The sequence below is a fragment of the Scytonema sp. PCC 10023 genome (assembly GCF_963920835.1).
Classification (GTDB): Bacteria; Cyanobacteriota; Cyanobacteriia; order Cyanobacteriales; family Nostocaceae; genus Kalymmatonema.
On the sequence record NZ_CAWUDP010000037.1, the window covers coordinates 1 to 16,812 of the forward strand.

Sequence of the window (16,812 nt, forward strand, 5' to 3'; positions counted from 1 at the left end):
AATGCCTGAGAAGCCTACACCATACCCGTTAGGGTTGGTGTAGGAGCGTCACTAACTCTTCAGCTACTGCTTTATAGAAACTAATCTCAGTTTGACACTTTCCATCTTGAAGCGACAGGTAAATCACCACATAGCGGCTGGGATCGTTGACTCGTTGCTGCCATGTCAGGAAAAAGTGATATAGTAACGATGATTTTCCAATGCGCTTGTCACCAACAACATTAATGCTTGTTGGCTGTACACCGCTCATCCGAGAGGCGATCGCCCGTAATTCATCCTTACGACCCACAAATAGTGTAGAGTCTTCAATCATTCCCGCAGCCACAAAAGGGTTGGAAGGAAGCGATCCGGAAGTCATGTAAAGATTTTGTGCCAGTGCTGGCGCTGTACATGTCGTTGATTACTTAAAAGGATAGCACCAGTCCAAAAATAGCTTTGCTATTTGAGTTACTATGCGATGACTTTGAAATTGTCGTTGTAGTTGGCGATCGCCCAAGGGCAGTGGCAAAGCCAATCGCATGACTGAGGAAAAAGCTTGACGATGGTGCTAAGCACGGGCAAATTTCACCGAACTTGTTGGCAATCTTAAGTGCTTGACACTCCCCACCCTGCCTGACGGCTGAGGATGGGGATTCTGTAATCTACGTTGCAACTTGCTCTACCAGGGTTGCCCCAAGTAGCGTAGTGGTCGCAACTCCTACAGCGTTACTTCGGGACTGCCCATCCCTAGCGATGCCGCGATTTAGAATATTTATCGCTGCGTTCACATCTCTTTGCAACTCGCATCCACAACTACATTTATGGGTGCGAGTTGAAAGAGATTTTTTCACAATTGCACCACAATCCGAACACTTTTGAGATGTCATGCTAGGGTTGACTGGTACAACTGTAGTGTTAAACTTAACAGCAAAATATTCTAACCAACGACGAAATAGACCCCAAGCCACATCATTAATGGACTTGGCAAGACAGTGATTCTTTACCATGCCTTTAACATTTAAGTTTTCATAGGCGACTAAAGCGTTAGCTTTACATACGTTACGCGCTATTCTCTTAGCGTGTTCATTCCGTTGCCTATTTACTCTTAAATGCTTCTTTGCATATCTCCGTCTAGCTATTCGTCGTTGGTTTTTGCCTTTTTCCTTTTTGTAAATCTGACGTTGAGCGTGTTTTATGGCTTTCTCAGCTTTACGAAGAAACCTTGGATTTTCTTCATGATGCCCATTTGAATCAGAATAGAAAAACTCAAGTCCGACATCGAGACCTATCTCACCATTACCCGTTCTCTGTTCGGGCTTAACTTCAATATCAACTGCAAATTGACAGTAGTAGCCGTCAGCTTTACGAACTAATCGAACTCGCTTGATTAATTTGACAGGGAAAGTATGAATATCCCACTTTCCTAACAACTTAACTTCACCAACAGCTTTCTTATCGGTAAAGGATATGCGCCTTTTAGTTGGGTGTAGCGACCATCCACTAGTCTTATACTCAACAGAACGGTTGTCTTTTTGAAAGCGTGGAAATCCCTTCTTACCAGGTTTATCAGACTTGCAATTGTCGTAGAACCTAGCAATAGATAACCACGCTCTTTCTGTTGCAGCCTGACAAGCCATTGAATTTAAATCTTTTACAAATGCAAATTCTTTACGCAGCGCTGTAGAGTAATTGTTTAGAGCAATTTTGTCAATCTTGGATTCACGAGGTGCATCCATCCAGTGACGAATAGCCTTATTTCTGATGAATTGAGTAGTTCTAATAGCTTCATCAATTGCTCTATATTGTTGTTGCTTACCCTTAATTTTGTACTCTAGTACTAGCACTGCGCCCTTCACCTCCTTGTTTCCTATTTGTGATATCATTACATTAACATAATAGGAAATAAATAGGAAACAAAATGAAATCAGAATATATCAGAATTCGTACTACACCACGACGTTTTAATAAGCTGAAGTTATTAGCAGAACAACGAGAAAAATCTATGACTCAACTTATAGAGGACTGGATTGACTCGTTACCCAACCCGGAGAGAGACAATTCCTCAAGCACCCCACTCACTCTTTGAGCAACGCTCATCTTCGTTCGGGAATGCTTTCGTTATTGTCCGCCTTATATCCCCTCCCTACTTCGTTGAGGAAGGGGTATTACGGCGCTTTTGATAAAAAGTAAGACTCACCCTTATGAAATAACAGAAGCGGTTAAGACCACCGCAAAACAAAAACTACAAAGGAACATCAGTTATGAGTTTTTCAGGTTCCAATGCCAATGATACCCTGATTGGCACTAGCGCAGATGAGACTTTATAGGGCGGTGCAGGCAACGATAATCTCAATGGCGCAGCCGGATATGATACCCTCTATGGCGATGCAGGCAATGACATTCTCAATTGCACTCAATTGAAAACGGCAATAATTCAAACAAACAATTTAAAAATAATCTAAAAAAAAATCATGGTTTAATGCCAAACAATTTTTGAAAATAAGAATGAATTTTCCACAGCATTTCTTCTAGCAAAAGCAAGGCAAGCAATGTAAACAGTTGGCTTGCCGCTTTCTTAATGCGATAAATATATAGGAATCCTATTTGATTTTTGAAACACACGTAGAGTGGGCACTGCCAGTCAGATTCTGCCCACTATATTCGGGTTTTAGTGGCAGTGCCCACCCTACACTACTCAAGATTTTTCATAAATGATTTAGGATTCCTATAACAATCTATAGCAACAGTTTTTCACCTATGGACACTATCAAATACACGCTTAGCGAAAACCAAATGCCCACAGCTTGGTACAACATCCAAGCTGATTTGCCCAAGCCCATGCCACCAGTGCTGCACCCGGCTACATATCAGCCGATAACAGCAAAAGACTTAGAACCCTTGTTCCCACAGCAGCTGATTTCGCAAGAAGTCAGCACTGAACGCTGGATTGAAATTCCTGACGAAGTCCAATCAATTTACCGTCAGTGGCGACCAACTCCACTTTACCGCGCCCGACGATTGGAAAAAGCCCTTGATACCCCTGCCAAGATTTACTACAAATATGAAGGTGTCAGTCCGGCGGGTAGCCACAAACCTAATACAGCTATCCCACAAGCATACTACAACAAGCAAGCAGGGGTAAAGCGCCTAACTACCGAAACAGGTGCAGGGCAATGGGGTTCTTCGCTGGCGGTTGCTGGTGCTTTTTTTGGCTTAGAAGTTGTGGTTTACATGGTGAAAGTCAGCTATCGGCAAAAGCCATACCGTCGTGCTTTTATGGAATCTTTTGGTGCGCGGGTAATCGCAAGCCCGAGTGATGAAACTGAAGCAGGGCGGAAAATTCTCCAAGAAAACCCTGATAGCACTGGCAGTTTAGGCATCGCCATCAGTGAAGCGGTGGAAGTGGCAGTTCAAGATGACAAGACGAAATATGCTTTAGGTAGCGTGTTGAATCATGTGCTGCATCATCAAACTGTCATTGGTCAAGAAGCACAGACACAACTAGAACAAGCAGGTGACTATCCAGATATTATTGTCGGCTGTACAGGTGGCGGTAGTAACTTTGCTGGTATTGCTTTTCCTTTCATGGGTGCAAAGCTGCGAGGTGAGCAAAGTGATATCAAATTTGTGGCAGTTGAACCAGCTGCTTGCCCAACATTAACTAAGGGCAAATATACATATGACTTTGGCGATACTGCACATCTGACGCCTCTTGTCAAGATGCACACGTTGGGTAGTTCCTTTGTCCCCCAAGGCATCCATGCTGGCGGGTTACGGTATCACGGTATGGCTCCTCTGCTGAGTCATGTTGTTGAGTTAGGTCTGATTGAAACAAGAGCTTTCACACAACTTGACTGTTTTGCGGCTGGTCTGACCTTTGCCCGTGCTGAAGGCATTTTACCTGCTCCGGAAGCCAACCATGCAGTGAAGGGAGCAATCGATGAGGCACTGCGCTGCAAGGAAGAAGGAGTAAGCAAAACTATTCTCTTCAACCTGTGCGGTCACGGTCACTTTGATATGCAGGCATACATGGATTATGAGGCTGGATTGTTACGCGATACTGAGTACAGAACTGAAGAGATAGCGATGGCGCTCTCCGGCTTACCTGTGATTGGTTGAAATATACCAGGATTTACGCAGAAAATGTCTGAAATAACAAACGTTTTGTAGGGTGAATTCCAATACTTCTCGGTTAACCTCTCCAGGTGCCCCTCTCCTTGCAGGAGAGGGGAGGTAGTTTCCCCCATTCCCTTATAGGGAAGGGGGGCTAGGGGGGTTAGGTCTGCCTTATCCTTTGAAGTATTGGGTTGAATTCATGAATTGCCCCTACAAAACGTTTGTTTTGCGTAAGTCCCATATACTCATCAAAAAGCCGCGAGATGTTAAAACTCAAAAGAACAATGACAGCGACTGCTATAGGAGTTGCATTACTGATTGGATTGGTGGCGGAACGTGCTTCAGCCTATCAGCTTTTTACTGATCGTGATACTTGGAACAGTGCGATCGCAGGAAAATCAATTCTTACCGAAGACTTTAACTCAGCCCCAAACGGGTTTGTAGAAACGGACAGGATTTTTCCAAGTGGGCTTAAATTTGTAGACTCTGGATTCTTTGGCGGTGCAGAAGTGTCTCAAGGCGCTTTGCGTGTAGGTTTAGCTTTCCCTGGGAGTGTTGAACAGTTCACCTTCCCTACTCCTATAGAGGGATTTGGTTTTGACTTTGGGAATTTATTGACTGGAGATTACGCTGATAAATTGTTTAGCGTTAGGGGTATTTTCGGTTCCTCTGATGTTTTACCAAAAAATGGTTTTTTTGGAGTCGTTGCTGAAGCTGGTGATTCATTAATAGGAAGTTTTCAGACTTTAGGTAGAGGCGAAATCGGCTCTTTATCTATTGATAATGTCAGTTTCACCCGTTCGGTTCCAGAAACAGGTAACGCTGTTGCTATAAGTGTTTTAGGTCTAGGCTTGCTGCTAGTAAAAAATAAAACAAAAGAGTGAAAATACTAACAGCTATTACTGGGGAAGTATTAATTAGACTACCTTGAAAAGATATCGTAATACTAGTTTATTGTGACGACATCAGGTATAAAATCAGGGAGAAGTTTTTACTTTAATGTTGAAGAGGAGTGACCATGAATATGAGTAAACTTGTTAGATCCATAGCAGTCTCCCTCATTTTTGGTGTGGCAAGTGCCATACCTGTTGCTAGCTTTCCATCACTAGTCCAAGCACAAACGACTAAACCCACAACAACTACACCCTCACCTAAACCCACAACTACAGCTAGACCTGGCACAAGTAAAAAGAAACCTAAACCCACAACTTCACCTTCACCTACAGGCACAGGTTCTGGCTCTGGCTCGTCTACATCCCCAGGCACAGGCACAGGCACAGGTTCTGGCTCTGGCTCGTCTACATCCCCAGGCACAGGCACAGGTGCATCACCGACACCGACACGTTCACCTAGGTGATAAAACAAAGCTTGGGTAAAACTCAAGTAAGCGATGCTCCAGAGGAGCCACCCTTTGGGCGATTGGGCTTTAGCCCAGTGCGATCCGCGCAATCGCCCTTCAATAACTGATACAAAAGCCCCTTGTGCCTTACGCCTTGGGGCTTTGTCATTGGCGTTAGTAAGAGAGCGGTTTTTTGTAGGGTGGGCATTGCTCATTAATCTCTCAAAAGTCAATCACATAGCCTTTTATGGGCAATGCCCACCTTACGATTGGGGCTTTGCCATGAGTCGTTAATTTAAGCTATTATCACAGGAATATTCTCTCAATTTCTATGCAAGAATCGGGCTATATCCTGGCATTGGATTTGGGTACAACAGGCAACCGTGCCTTTGTGTTTAACGCAGACGGCAAGATTGTTGCTCAGGCATATAAAGAACTGACACAATACTATCCTCAGCCTGGATGGGTAGAGCATGACCCTATGGAAATCTGGCAGGCGACTTGCTGGGTGATGCAAACTGCAATTCAAAATGCCCAAATTGCCCCAGGTGAAATTGTTGCGATCGGGCTAACTGTGCAGCGCGAAACTTGCTTGATTTGGGATAAAACCACTGGGCAACCCCTCCATCGGGCGATTGTATGGCAAGATCGCCGCACTGCTCCTCTTTGCCATCAGTTGCAACAAGAATATGCTCAGGAGATTTACGATCGCACTGGGCTGATCATCGATGCCTACTTTTCAGCTACAAAGTTGTCATGCCTCTTAGAACATTTTGCAGGCGTTGACCTCAAAAACCTCTTAGCTGGGACAATTGATACTTGGGTGCTGTGGAATCTAACGGGTGGGAAAGTTCATGCTACCGACCACAGCAACGCCAGCCGTACAATGCTGATGAATCTCGCAACTTGTGAGTGGGATGAGGCACTGTTAAATCTGTTTAAGATTCCTGCTCATATCCTGCCGCATATTCAGCCCAGTTTGGGAACATTTGGAGTGACTGATGCGAGCTTATTGGGGGTTGAGATTCCCATCACCGCCATTTTAGGAGACCAACAGGCTGCTTTATTTGGACATGGCTGCAATGAGCCAGGTTTAATGAAATGTACCTACGGCACAGGAAGCTTTTTGGTCGCTCACACTGGTTCTGAAATCGTGCGTTCCCAGCATCAACTCTTAAGTACCCTGGCATGGACTCAAGCAAATAGCGATGGTACTTTAGATGTGGGATATGCATTAGAAGGCAGCATCTTTACTAGTGGAGCGTGCATCCAGTGGTTGCGTGATGGCATCAAGCTGATTGCAACTGCTGCCGAAACTGAGGCGATCGCAAATCGAGTTGCAGATAATGGTGGGGTTTACTTTGTGCCTGCATTTAGTGGACTGGGCGCACCTCATTGGGATATGACTGCTAGGGGAGCGTTTTTCGGCATTACCGCAATGGCACAACGCGAGCATTTGGTACGCGCCGTACTCGAGGCAGTGGCTTACCAGGTTCAAGAAGTCGTGCAGGCAATTAATGCATCCAACAGTATTTCCATTGAACGGCTTAGCGTGGACGGTGGTGCTTGCGAGAACAACTTCCTCATGCAGTTCCAAGCAGATGTATTGGGAATTCCAGTTGAACGTCCTGTGATGCGCGAGATGACTGTGCAAGGTATCGCATTTGCCGCAGGGCTTGCGGCAGGATTTTGGGATAGCTATGCGGCACTAGTGCGCCAACGACAAATTGACCGCGTATTTGAGCCTGGTGTGGGAAGAAATCGCGCTTTGGAATTCGCTACTTGGCAAAAGGCAGTAGAACGCGCTAAGCGCTGGGCTGATTAACAGTTATCAGTTAACAGTTATCAGTGAGTCACTGCGGCTGGTACTGTTCACTGCTTTCACCTGCTAGTCCAGTCTTTCGGACTGCAAATTTCTCACCACTTTATTTTCTTGTTTGTTTAACTCCCCAGGCTGGATTCGAACCAGCGACCAATCGATTAACAGTCGATCGCTCTACCACTGAGCTACTGAGGAACGCTCCGATTTCTTATAGTAAGGCTAAGACTAGGATATGGCAAGTACTTTTGGAAAAAATTTTGCAATTTTTTTTTGGGAGAGGCGAAACACTAGTATTTGCAAGCCTTTGCGGTTCACACTTCCTCTCAAGGTTCACGAGGAAACTGCAAACAAAGTTTTCAACGCTGTCACAGAAACGTTCTACTGAGGACTTCACTACTTAAAAGTCAGCACTATTTAATTCAGCACTATTTACCCATCCGCAATTCAGCTAAACGCTGACGTGCCTTAGCGTCGATAGAATTAGCTAAAAACCTTGTGTTGGACTGTTTTCCTGGTTTATATTTTTGCCGCGCCCGACAAACGCTTGCTTGTACCTCATAACACAGTTGGTGCGCTGACATCCATTCAGCCCCGTAACCCTGTACCATCAACTGCTGCGGTCGGTCTGAGGTGGCAACAATCATGCGAGAAATAAGAGATTGGGCGATTGTTGAGCGTAAAGATGCACAGACTTTTTCAATGTAAGTGTCTGCTGTTTGCCCGAACTCTGTAAAATGAACTGATAAAAGCTCAGTAATCATTTCTTTGTTGCTACAGGTATTTTGATATTGGGCATCGAACACAATTTGAGTGTCATAACCCGCAAACGCACTGTAGCTGGTTAAAGCTTCAATCAGTTCGTAACGTGCTGCCTCTAGTCCGGCAGTATCACGGGTTTTTTTCAAGCAAGACCAAGCGCCGATGATGTTGTAGCCGTCCACAAGCAAAACGGCTTGAGGTGAGAAACGGGACATGATGTTGAATCACAATTTTCTAAAGTTAACAAAATTCATTCATAAGATTTATAGTAATTCAATCATTCCTTGTAACACTATGTTACAAAAAAAAAGGCATATAAGGGCTGTAGGCAAGAAGCCAAAAACAACAAGCCGATCAAAAAGTCACCTGCAGGAGGGTTACCTTCCTGCAGGTGACTGGCGTTCAAAAGTCAAAAGAATTTTTTTAACTTTTAACTTTTAACTTTTAACTTTTAACTTTTAACTTTTGACTTTTCTTGACTTACACCCCTAAGTTTGGTGAACTTTCGTCGTGCAATTCCATCAGGCGTCGTTTGAGGCGCTGCGGTTCACCCCGATCCACTAAAGAACCCCTTTCTAGTAGTAAAGCACCGTCACAGTAATTCAACTCGTCTAAGCGATGGGTTACCCAGAGGGCTGTAATACCCCGACTTTTGACTAGGCGGCGGACAGCAGCTACTAATTCCAATTGGCTATCTGGATCGAGTAAAGCAGTCGGTTCATCTAACAATAAGACTTCACAGCGACGGGCTAAAGCGCCAGCGATCGCAACTCGCTGTTTCTGTCCACCACTCAAAGCGTAGATCGGACGTTTTTGCAGTGATAGTAAATTTACCGCCCCTAGCGCCTCCTCAACGCGATCTCTGACAGCAGCTGGTGGCAGTTTTTCCTCCACCAGCCCAAAAGCCACATCAGCACCAACTGTTGGCATCACCAGTTGATGGTCAGGATTTTGGAAGACAAAGCCCACAGGATGCAAAAGTCCAATTTCACCAGACTGGGGAGTTAATAGCCTCGCCAGCAGTCTGAGTAACGTGGATTTGCCTGAGCCGTTTGTACCCAAGAGCATCCAAAATTCACCTCTGGGGACTTCTAGAGAGCAAGACTTTATAACATTCTCTCCCGACGACCAGCTAAAGTTTAAATCCTTGACCTCAATGCCTAGTTCCGCCATGAGTACACTACCAGATGGTTACTCAGCACCTATAGCGAAGAAACCAGGTGGTCTGCCAGTTCCAGCGGCTGAACCATCTTTCTGAGTCAGCTGCACCCCAGAAATTTCACTGGCGCGTACGGCAACTTTTTTCTCTGTCTTGCCTTCGCTCTCTAATTCCACAATATCAGGGTTGCCAGAGCGGATCGCTGTCAAAATGCGCTGATAAATCTCCTGGGCTTCCTCAGCTGACTTACGTTCTATGGATATAGGGAAAGCTGTGTTTCTTAGGGTTAAGTCGATGGTAAACATTTAGCCTTAATCAAATTTAACTGTAGAACTCATTTTAATGTTAGCTCGCAAGTCTAAGTTGGAAGTAGCAGAGGCAGTGCGTTGCTCCCGCCAGCACCTGTTTAAAGTAGCGTCGCAACAAGTGCCCATAGATAGACAAGCAGGCAACCCGGATTAGTTCCCTAAAAACGTACATTTAGACGTATTTATATATATTTAGTTAAAGAAATTAAAAATACACTGGAAAAATTACAGAATCTTACCTAGAATATATTAGAGTCGGTAAATAATTGTAAACTGGATTGACAACCCAGTTAACTTTCTGTTTTAAGCAGGCAGTCAAATGTCAGTCTTAGAATAGAGAAACCGAAAACCTGTAATTATAAAAGTTTGGAGATTTGTTGTAATGACCATCGCAGTTGGACGCGCCCCTAGTAGCAGAGGGTGGTTTGACGTATTAGACGACTGGTTAAAGCGTGACCGTTTCGTGTTCGTAGGTTGGTCAGGAATATTACTATTCCCCTGCGCCTTTCTAGCACTAGGCGGTTGGTTGACCGGTACGACGTTTGTGACAAGCTGGTATACGCACGGCTTAGCCTCATCGTATCTGGAAGGCTGTAACTTCCTAACAGTAGCTGTATCTACACCAGCAGACAGCATGGGACACTCACTGTTGCTGTTGTGGGGACCAGAAGCACAAGGGGACTTGACCCGTTGGTTCCAATTAGGCGGGTTGTGGCCATTCGTGGCGCTGCACGGAGCCTTTGGTCTGATTGGCTTCATGCTGCGGCAATTTGAAATCGCACGTTTGGTAGGGATTCGTCCTTACAACGCCATAGCATTTTCTGCACCAATTGCGGTATTCGTCAGCGTCTTCTTGATGTACCCCTTGGGACAGTCTTCCTGGTTCTTCGCCCCCAGCTTTGGAGTGGCAGCAATTTTCCGCTTCCTGTTGTTCTTACAAGGGTTCCACAACTGGACACTCAACCCCTTCCACATGATGGGCGTTGCGGGTGTACTCGGTGGAGCGCTGCTGTGTGCCATCCACGGTGCAACAGTAGAAAACACCTTGTTTGAAGACGGCGATGCAGCGAACACCTTCCGCGCCTTCAACCCCACCCAAGCCGAAGAAACCTACTCAATGGTGACGGCAAACCGTTTCTGGTCACAGATCTTCGGGATTGCTTTCTCCAACAAGCGCTGGTTGCACTTCTTCATGTTGTTTGTACCAGTCACAGGCTTGTGGATGAGTGCAGTTGGCATTGTCGGTTTGGCACTCAACCTGCGGGCATATGACTTCGTGTCGCAAGAATTACGTGCGGCAGAAGACCCAGAGTTTGAAACCTTCTATACCAAGAACATTTTGCTCAACGAAGGCATCCGTGCTTGGATGGCTCCTCAAGATCAGCCTCACGAAAAATTTGTATTCCCCGAGGAAGTTCTGCCTCGCGGTAACGCTTTGTAATAGTCTTCCTATTCCTAGCGTTTCATAGCTAAGTTTTCCCCGCCGAATGGCGGGGTTTTTTGTTATTTGTTCTTGTACTAATGACAAATCATGAATATGTGTTATATTGAGTAAAGGTGAATAACCCAGAGCTAAAAACTCTGCCTTTTTGAGACTAAGACCGTTTAGGCAACAAGGAGGTGATGCCCATGATAGAAAGTAGTAAACCCATGGGTCATCAGGTTGCAGTTAGCCGGCTGTGCGCCGGGGCTGTTCTCTAGAAGCTAGCCTTAGTCTTTTAGTAAGACTAAGTTAGACTAAGTGGCTAGGCAAGCTCGGAGTTCCTTCCGGCAGTCTGGTTGCAACCTGAAGACCCGCTAGACCGCTCTTACTTAGATCAACTGATCTGAGTAAGAGCGGATAGTTTTATGTAGGGAACGTCTTCTTAAGAAGAACAGGGAAAAAAGCTATTACAATAGACAAGATTGCACAAATATTATTTTGTTTCGCGCAAAGGCGAGGCAGCGCTGCAGGAGGGTTTCGCGACCTAGGCGACTGCCGTCGCAAAGACGCAAAGAAGAATACTAAGAAAAAGACTTTTGTAAGAAGTTTAATCAAAAGAAATAGCTTGTGTTTGGTTGAACCGATATAAATATTTCGTCTCTATCTTGCTGGAACATTTATTGAGCAAGTAACGTCAATTAAGATTGTCGGTCTAGGATTGTTGACTTTATACAAAATACAACAGTTACACTCAAAAATTTTGTAACAAAGACGTAGCTAGTACCACGTATGTAGCCATTACCTACAAAACGCGAGTACGGCGTCTGTGTGATCGGTTAAACAACCTTAAACAATTGAAGGAGTAAATTCCGCGTCCTATTTGCAAACTAGGGTCTTTTAAAAATTGTCAGGAGGAAGAGGAAATAGCAGCACTCAGCCTCTATATTCCAGAATGAAGAGGGCATAATGTCAGTGACTACCAGTCCTTTTTCAGTTCAAGATCCTACAAAAGAACAAAGAAATTCAGTTTTTGGGATTTCATGATATGGCGCAGCTACTTACTGAGGCAGAAATTCAAGAAAGGGTAAGCCATCTGCCAGATTGGACACGACAGGGGTCAACGTTGCAGTATAACCGCAAGTTTAAAGACTTTGTCCAGGCTATAGAATTTGTGAACAAGCTTGTTCAGCCTGCTGAGTCAGCAGGACATCATCCAGATATCGAGATTTCTTACAACAAAGTCAAAATTTTACTCACAACGCATGATGCTGGTGGGTTAACGCAGAAAGACTTTGATTTGGCAGAGGTGATTTCCCAAATCAATTAACTGATTTGCTTGCATTGCTATTTGCTTCAAATATTGCATATTTTGTTCATAGCTTTGTAAGTGGGAAAAAGCGCTTGCAGAGGAGGTTTTTGGCTTATTGTCATCTAGAAATTTATTTCCAGACACTGAGATGAGATGTGTGACAGTTTATAAGGCGATCGCTTCCATCTTGTCATCCAGTTTTTCCGACTTATAATTACGAGTAAATACAACTATGTTTTTGCATAAGTGAATTCCATGGTTTCTTTACCTAAACTTAATTGGTTCTTAGCTTAGCGGAAACTAAAATAGTGTTGAGGGCTAATATGCCTAATCCACAAGTATCAATAAAAACTCGCAAATTCGAGAATATTTCGAGAGTAATTGCAGCAAAAAAGTTATCTATAGAAGGTGTGAGGAGAACAGGAAAGATGTCTAATCTCTTGTGGAAATGCTTGATGGTCAGTCCAGCGCTTTTAGGAGCAACATTGTTGGTTCCCACAACAGCGATGGCTGGTCAAAACAACAGCAACAATCAAGTTGTGAAAACAGAAGTTTCACAAATCAACAATAATCAAGAAGCTTCTTCATCAGTATCAGTATCAACATCAACAACTTCAAATACAACTGAAGTTACCCCCAAGCCAGAAACATTGGCTCAAGCACAACAAACTGATGTCAATGTTTTGCAGCAAGTTAGCAGCTACAGCGACGAGGGGAAAACTTCTCAGTCCCAAGTGACATCAGTTTCCCAGTTCTCCGACGTGCAGCCAACAGACTGGGCTTTCCAAGCATTGCAGTCCTTAGTTGAACGCTATGGTTGTATTGCTGGTTATCCCAATGGTACATACCGTGGTAACCGTGCTTTGACCCGTTATGAATTTGCTGCGGGTTTAAATGCATGTTTAGACCGGGTCAATGAACTGATTGCTACAGCAACAACTGACTTGGTCAGGAAAGAAGACTTGGCTACGTTGCAGCGTTTGCAAGAAGAATTTTCTGCAGAACTAGCTACCCTGCGCGGTCGTGTAGATACATTGGAAGCACGGACAGCAGAATTGGAAGCTAACCAGTTCTCAACAACGACCAAACTCGTTGGTGAAGCAATCTTCGCCCTCACTGATGCTTTTGGCGAGACAGTAGGCGAAAACAACAATACTGTCTTCCAAAACAGGGTACGTTTAGACTTGCAAACAAGTTTCACAGGTAGAGACGTTCTGCATACCCGTTTGGCTACTGGTAACGCCAGAAGATTGAACACAGGTGGTAATATAGACGCCAACGGAAACGGAACTATAGATACCTCAGAGCTAAGTGGTGAAGGCTTTCAAACCTTTAACCTTACCGGGGATGCGAGCAACAGTAACGATATTGTCCTAGATTGGCTGGCTTACTACGTCCCTGTAGGACCTGCGCAACTTTACGTTGCAGCTACTGGTGGTGTTCACAGCGATTATGCTGCTACCAACAACCCCTACTTTGAAGACTATGACGGCGGTAATGGTGCTTTGACCACCTTCGCTTCGGAAAACCCCATCTATCGTATTGGTGGTGGCGCAGGTGCAGCACTCAACATCCCCTTTGGTAGGGGTGGTGGTATCCTCAAACCAAGTTCCTTAACCATAGGTTACTTGGGTTCTGAAGCGAATACTCCTAATGGAGGTTCAGGTATCTTCGAGGGTAACTACGCAGCTTTAGGACAGTTGAACTTTAATCTTGGTCAGCGGTTTGCATTAGCAGCCACCTACGTCCACGGATATCACGGTGCAGGTAGTGCTTTATTTGATGCCGGCGGATTCCAAGGCGCAAACGTCCCTGTAGTAGGTACTGCACAAGCCAACGCTCTCAGCGCCACCAACGCATCTTCTAGTAACTCCTACGGTTTGTCAGCAGCGTTGAGACCGAGTGACAAATTCTCTATTAGTGGCTTCGTTTCCTATCACGACATCAACGGCTTTGGTGCCAATGATAATTATGAAGCTTGGAGCTACGGAGCTGGAATCGCCTTACCTGACTTTGGAAAGCGCGGTAACGTCTTAGGTATTTTTGCAGGTGCACAACCCTATGCCCGTGGTCGAGTAGGAGGCGCTAATGATATACCTTACAGTATCGAAGGCTTCTACAAGTACCAGGTGAGCAATAACGTCTCCATCACTCCTGGTGTTATTTACCTGACATCTCCTGGTCAGAACAACAACAACGATGATGCGATTATTGGAACTCTAAGAACAACCTTCACCTTCTAGAGGGTTGACAATTCCTAGAACATTTTGTAAAGAAATGAATTGCTCCCCGCCTTACAGCGGGGCTTTTTATATTTTTGGGGGCTATACAGCAATACGGTTCAGATAAGACCAGAACCCTTATCAGGAACACAATGTAGAGACGCGCCACCTCTCGTCTCTACACACCTGATTTTGACACATCAACCTTAACTGAACCGTATTGGGCTATACAGGGCTTTCCTGTAATACCGATTCAAAAAATGTTTGCGACAGATACCCCACCCGCCAAAAGAGCGCACCCTCCCCATGAATCGGGGAGGGTTAGGGATGCGTATCTTACCATGTGTTGCATTCTTTTTTCACGCTTGGTATAAGGTGGGCATTGCTCACCAATATCTCAAATGTCCAGAAAGCTGTTAGGAGCAATGCCCAACGCCAGATGCGTGGCTGCCGGGAAACCCTTTCGCCAGTCGCCTGCGGAGGGAAACCCTCCTGCAGCGCTGGCTCACCAACGCACTGGCTCCCCTACGATTTGTGGTCTAAATGAAATACAAAACCTAACCCCCCAGCCCCCTTCCCTATGAGGGAAGGGGGAAAAGCCCCTCTCCTTGTAGGAGAGGGGTTGGGGAGAGGTCACAATGTACTGCACCCAAATGAAAACCGCTATAACGGATAGGCTTTGTACATAAGTCTTAATTTTCCTAATTTAAATTTAAAAAACCAAAACAACAAACCCCACCGAAGAACCGGAGTATACTAGTAAAGAGGACAAGAAAAGTAAAAAATAAAAAATTATTTTGACTTTTAACTTTCTCTGTATCTCCTCTGTTTTAAACCCATCACCTCTTCTAAAAGCTGCTGTGGAACTATCGTGTAAATCAGAATACGGAATTCTTGCTTTATTAGAGCTAGCAATTCATTACCAAAGCGGGGAACCCCTGCAAATTCGACAGATTGCTGCACAACAAAATATACCAGACCGCTATCTAGAACAGCTGTTGGCGACTTTAAGGCGTGGAGGTCTAGTCAAAAGCCAGCGCGGGTCAAAGGGCGGTTATCTGTTGGCGCGAGAACCCTGGAAAATCACTCTTTTCGAGGTTTTGAGTTGTTTAGAAGGGTTAGATGTGCGCCCATGTGAAGAAGATGCCAACCCTAAAACTCTAGACAGTGCTGTTGTAGAAGATATTTGGCAAGAGGCAAGGCTTGCGGCAAACACAGTTTTGCAAAAATACACGCTTGCGGAGCTGTGTGAAAAACGAGATTCTCGACGACAGTTGGACATAATGTACTACATTTAGTCAATAGTCAATAGTCAATGAGAAAAGAAGGTTGTTAATTTTTATGATTGACTGTTGACTAATGACTCATAACTAATAACTAATGACTAGGAACTAAGGTATGCGAATAGCTCGTGATATTACAGAACTTGTTGGCCGTACTCCTTTGGTGCAACTCAACCGTATCCCTCAAGCGGAAGGTTGTGTCGCACAGATTGTAGTGAAGCTGGAAAGCATGAACCCAGCGGCTTCAGTAAAAGACCGAATTGGCGTGAGCATGATCAACACCGCAGAGGCAGAAGGGTTGATTGCTCCTGGGAAAACGATATTAGTGGAACCCACCTCTGGAAATACCGGAATTGCCCTGGCAATGGTAGCAGCGGCAAAAGGCTATCGATTAATTTTGACAATGCCTGAGACAATGAGCGGTGAACGAAGGGCAATGCTGCGGGCGTATGGAGCCGAATTAGAACTCACACCAGGAATTGAAGGTATGAGTGGGGCAATTCGGCGGGCGCAGGAAATCGTTGATAACACGCAGGATGCTTATATGTTACAGCAGTTCCGTAACCCAGCTAACGCAAAAATACACCGGGAAACGACAGCAGAGGAAATCTGGGAGGATACTGACGGACAGGTGGATATGATTGTTGCTGGGGTCGGAACCGGTGGTACGATTACAGGTGTTGCCGAAGTGATCAAAGCACGCAAACCGAGTTTTAAGGCGATCGCAGTAGAACCAACAAATAGCCCAGTTATAGCTGGAGGAAAACCCGGACCCCACAAAATTCAGGGAATCGGTGCAGGGTTCATTCCCCAAGTGCTAAATGTAAATATGATAGATGAAGTGATTTCTGTTACCGATGAAGAGGCGATCGCCTACGGTCGGCGTTTGGCAAGAGAAGAAGGGCTACTCTCTGGCATTTCCAGTGGAGCTGCTTTGTGTGCTGCCATTCGTGTCGCTCAACGCAAAGAAAACGAAGGGCGCTTGATAGTAATGATTCAGCCGAGTTTTGGAGAAAGGTACTTAAGTACACCGTTGTTCCAAGATTTGGAGCCAAGGGTAGCAGTTAGCATCAGCTAACGATAAATTGGAAGA

At 45.0% G+C, this 16,812-nt stretch carries 15 protein-coding genes, 1 tRNA gene and 1 pseudogene; 10 read left to right on the plus strand and 7 right to left on the minus strand.

Annotation, left to right across the window (positions count from 1 at the left end):
• Positions 1 to 28: 28 nt before the first annotated feature.
• Positions 29 to 358, minus strand: coding sequence for a hypothetical protein (locus tag ACM0OZ_RS22020; protein ID WP_414584951.1), 330 nt, complete (start codon positions 356 to 358; stop codon positions 29 to 31).
• A 283-nt stretch (positions 359 to 641) separates the two neighbouring features.
• Positions 642 to 1,823, minus strand: coding sequence for an RNA-guided endonuclease InsQ/TnpB family protein (locus ACM0OZ_RS22025; RefSeq protein WP_414584952.1), 1,182 nt, complete (start codon positions 1,821 to 1,823; stop codon positions 642 to 644).
• A gap of 74 nt (positions 1,824 to 1,897) precedes the next feature.
• Between ACM0OZ_RS22025 and ACM0OZ_RS22030 the strand changes: the two genes are divergently transcribed.
• The 4 genes and pseudogenes from ACM0OZ_RS22030 (at position 1,898) to ACM0OZ_RS22045 (ending at position 4,979) form a co-directional block, all read left to right on the plus strand.
• A complete protein-coding gene (locus ACM0OZ_RS22030) occupies positions 1,898 to 2,065 on the plus strand; it encodes a hypothetical protein (RefSeq protein WP_414584953.1) in 168 nt (55 codons plus the stop codon).
• A gap of 253 nt (positions 2,066 to 2,318) precedes the next feature.
• Positions 2,319 to 2,441: pseudogene (locus ACM0OZ_RS22035) on the plus strand (hypothetical protein); the annotation flags it as partial.
• A gap of 295 nt (positions 2,442 to 2,736) precedes the next feature.
• A complete protein-coding gene (locus tag ACM0OZ_RS22040; RefSeq protein WP_414584954.1) occupies positions 2,737 to 4,098 on the plus strand; it encodes a TrpB-like pyridoxal phosphate-dependent enzyme in 1,362 nt (453 codons plus the stop codon).
• A gap of 281 nt (positions 4,099 to 4,379) precedes the next feature.
• A complete protein-coding gene (locus tag ACM0OZ_RS22045; RefSeq protein WP_414584955.1) occupies positions 4,380 to 4,979 on the plus strand; it encodes a hypothetical protein in 600 nt (199 codons plus the stop codon).
• A gap of 112 nt (positions 4,980 to 5,091) precedes the next feature.
• Here the strand turns inward: ACM0OZ_RS22045 and ACM0OZ_RS22050 are convergent, their stop codons facing one another.
• Positions 5,092 to 5,649: a hypothetical protein gene (locus ACM0OZ_RS22050; protein WP_414584956.1), complete on the minus strand. Its 558-nt coding sequence runs from the start codon at positions 5,647 to 5,649 to the stop codon at positions 5,092 to 5,094.
• A 116-nt stretch (positions 5,650 to 5,765) separates the two neighbouring features.
• Between ACM0OZ_RS22050 and glpK the strand changes: the two genes are divergently transcribed.
• Entirely contained in the window at positions 5,766 to 7,259 is a 1,494-nt protein-coding gene (glpK, locus tag ACM0OZ_RS22055; protein WP_414584957.1) for a glycerol kinase GlpK, read from the plus strand.
• A gap of 120 nt (positions 7,260 to 7,379) precedes the next feature.
• Here glpK and ACM0OZ_RS22060 read toward each other — a convergent pair.
• The 4 genes from ACM0OZ_RS22060 to ACM0OZ_RS22075 form a co-directional block, all read right to left on the minus strand.
• A tRNA-Asn gene (locus tag ACM0OZ_RS22060) sits at positions 7,380 to 7,451 on the minus strand.
• A gap of 230 nt (positions 7,452 to 7,681) precedes the next feature.
• The gene (locus ACM0OZ_RS22065) at positions 7,682 to 8,230 is read right to left on the minus strand and encodes an NYN domain-containing protein (protein WP_414584958.1); all 549 of its coding nucleotides are present in this window, start codon (positions 8,228 to 8,230) and stop codon (positions 7,682 to 7,684) included.
• A gap of 265 nt (positions 8,231 to 8,495) precedes the next feature.
• Positions 8,496 to 9,188, minus strand: a complete 693-nt coding sequence (locus ACM0OZ_RS22070) for an ABC transporter ATP-binding protein (RefSeq protein WP_096563496.1) — start codon at positions 9,186 to 9,188, stop codon at positions 8,496 to 8,498.
• 18 nt (positions 9,189 to 9,206) lie between these two features.
• Positions 9,207 to 9,479 (minus strand): hypothetical protein, encoded by a 273-nt coding sequence (locus tag ACM0OZ_RS22075; protein WP_414584959.1) that lies wholly within the window; start codon positions 9,477 to 9,479, stop codon positions 9,207 to 9,209.
• A gap of 385 nt (positions 9,480 to 9,864) precedes the next feature.
• Here ACM0OZ_RS22075 and psbD point away from each other — a divergent pair, with 385 nt between their 5' ends.
• The 5 genes from psbD (at position 9,865) to cysK (ending at position 16,797) form a co-directional block, all read left to right on the plus strand.
• A complete protein-coding gene (gene psbD, locus ACM0OZ_RS22080; RefSeq protein WP_096563495.1) occupies positions 9,865 to 10,923 on the plus strand; it encodes a photosystem II D2 protein (photosystem q(a) protein) in 1,059 nt (352 codons plus the stop codon).
• Between the two features lie 1,027 nt (positions 10,924 to 11,950).
• Entirely contained in the window at positions 11,951 to 12,232 is a 282-nt protein-coding gene (locus tag ACM0OZ_RS22085; protein WP_096563494.1) for a 4a-hydroxytetrahydrobiopterin dehydratase, read from the plus strand.
• A 410-nt stretch (positions 12,233 to 12,642) separates the two neighbouring features.
• Positions 12,643 to 14,457 carry an iron uptake porin gene (locus ACM0OZ_RS22090; protein WP_414584960.1) on the plus strand — a complete coding sequence of 605 codons (1,815 nt, stop codon included), beginning with the start codon at positions 12,643 to 12,645 and terminating at the stop codon, positions 14,455 to 14,457.
• Between the two features lie 839 nt (positions 14,458 to 15,296).
• A complete protein-coding gene (locus ACM0OZ_RS22095; RefSeq protein ID WP_414585015.1) occupies positions 15,297 to 15,734 on the plus strand; it encodes an RrF2 family transcriptional regulator in 438 nt (145 codons plus the stop codon).
• Positions 15,735 to 15,834: 100 nt separating this feature from the next.
• Positions 15,835 to 16,797, plus strand: a complete 963-nt coding sequence (gene cysK / locus ACM0OZ_RS22100; RefSeq protein ID WP_414584961.1) for a cysteine synthase A — start codon at positions 15,835 to 15,837, stop codon at positions 16,795 to 16,797.
• Positions 16,798 to 16,812 lie beyond the last annotated feature (15 nt).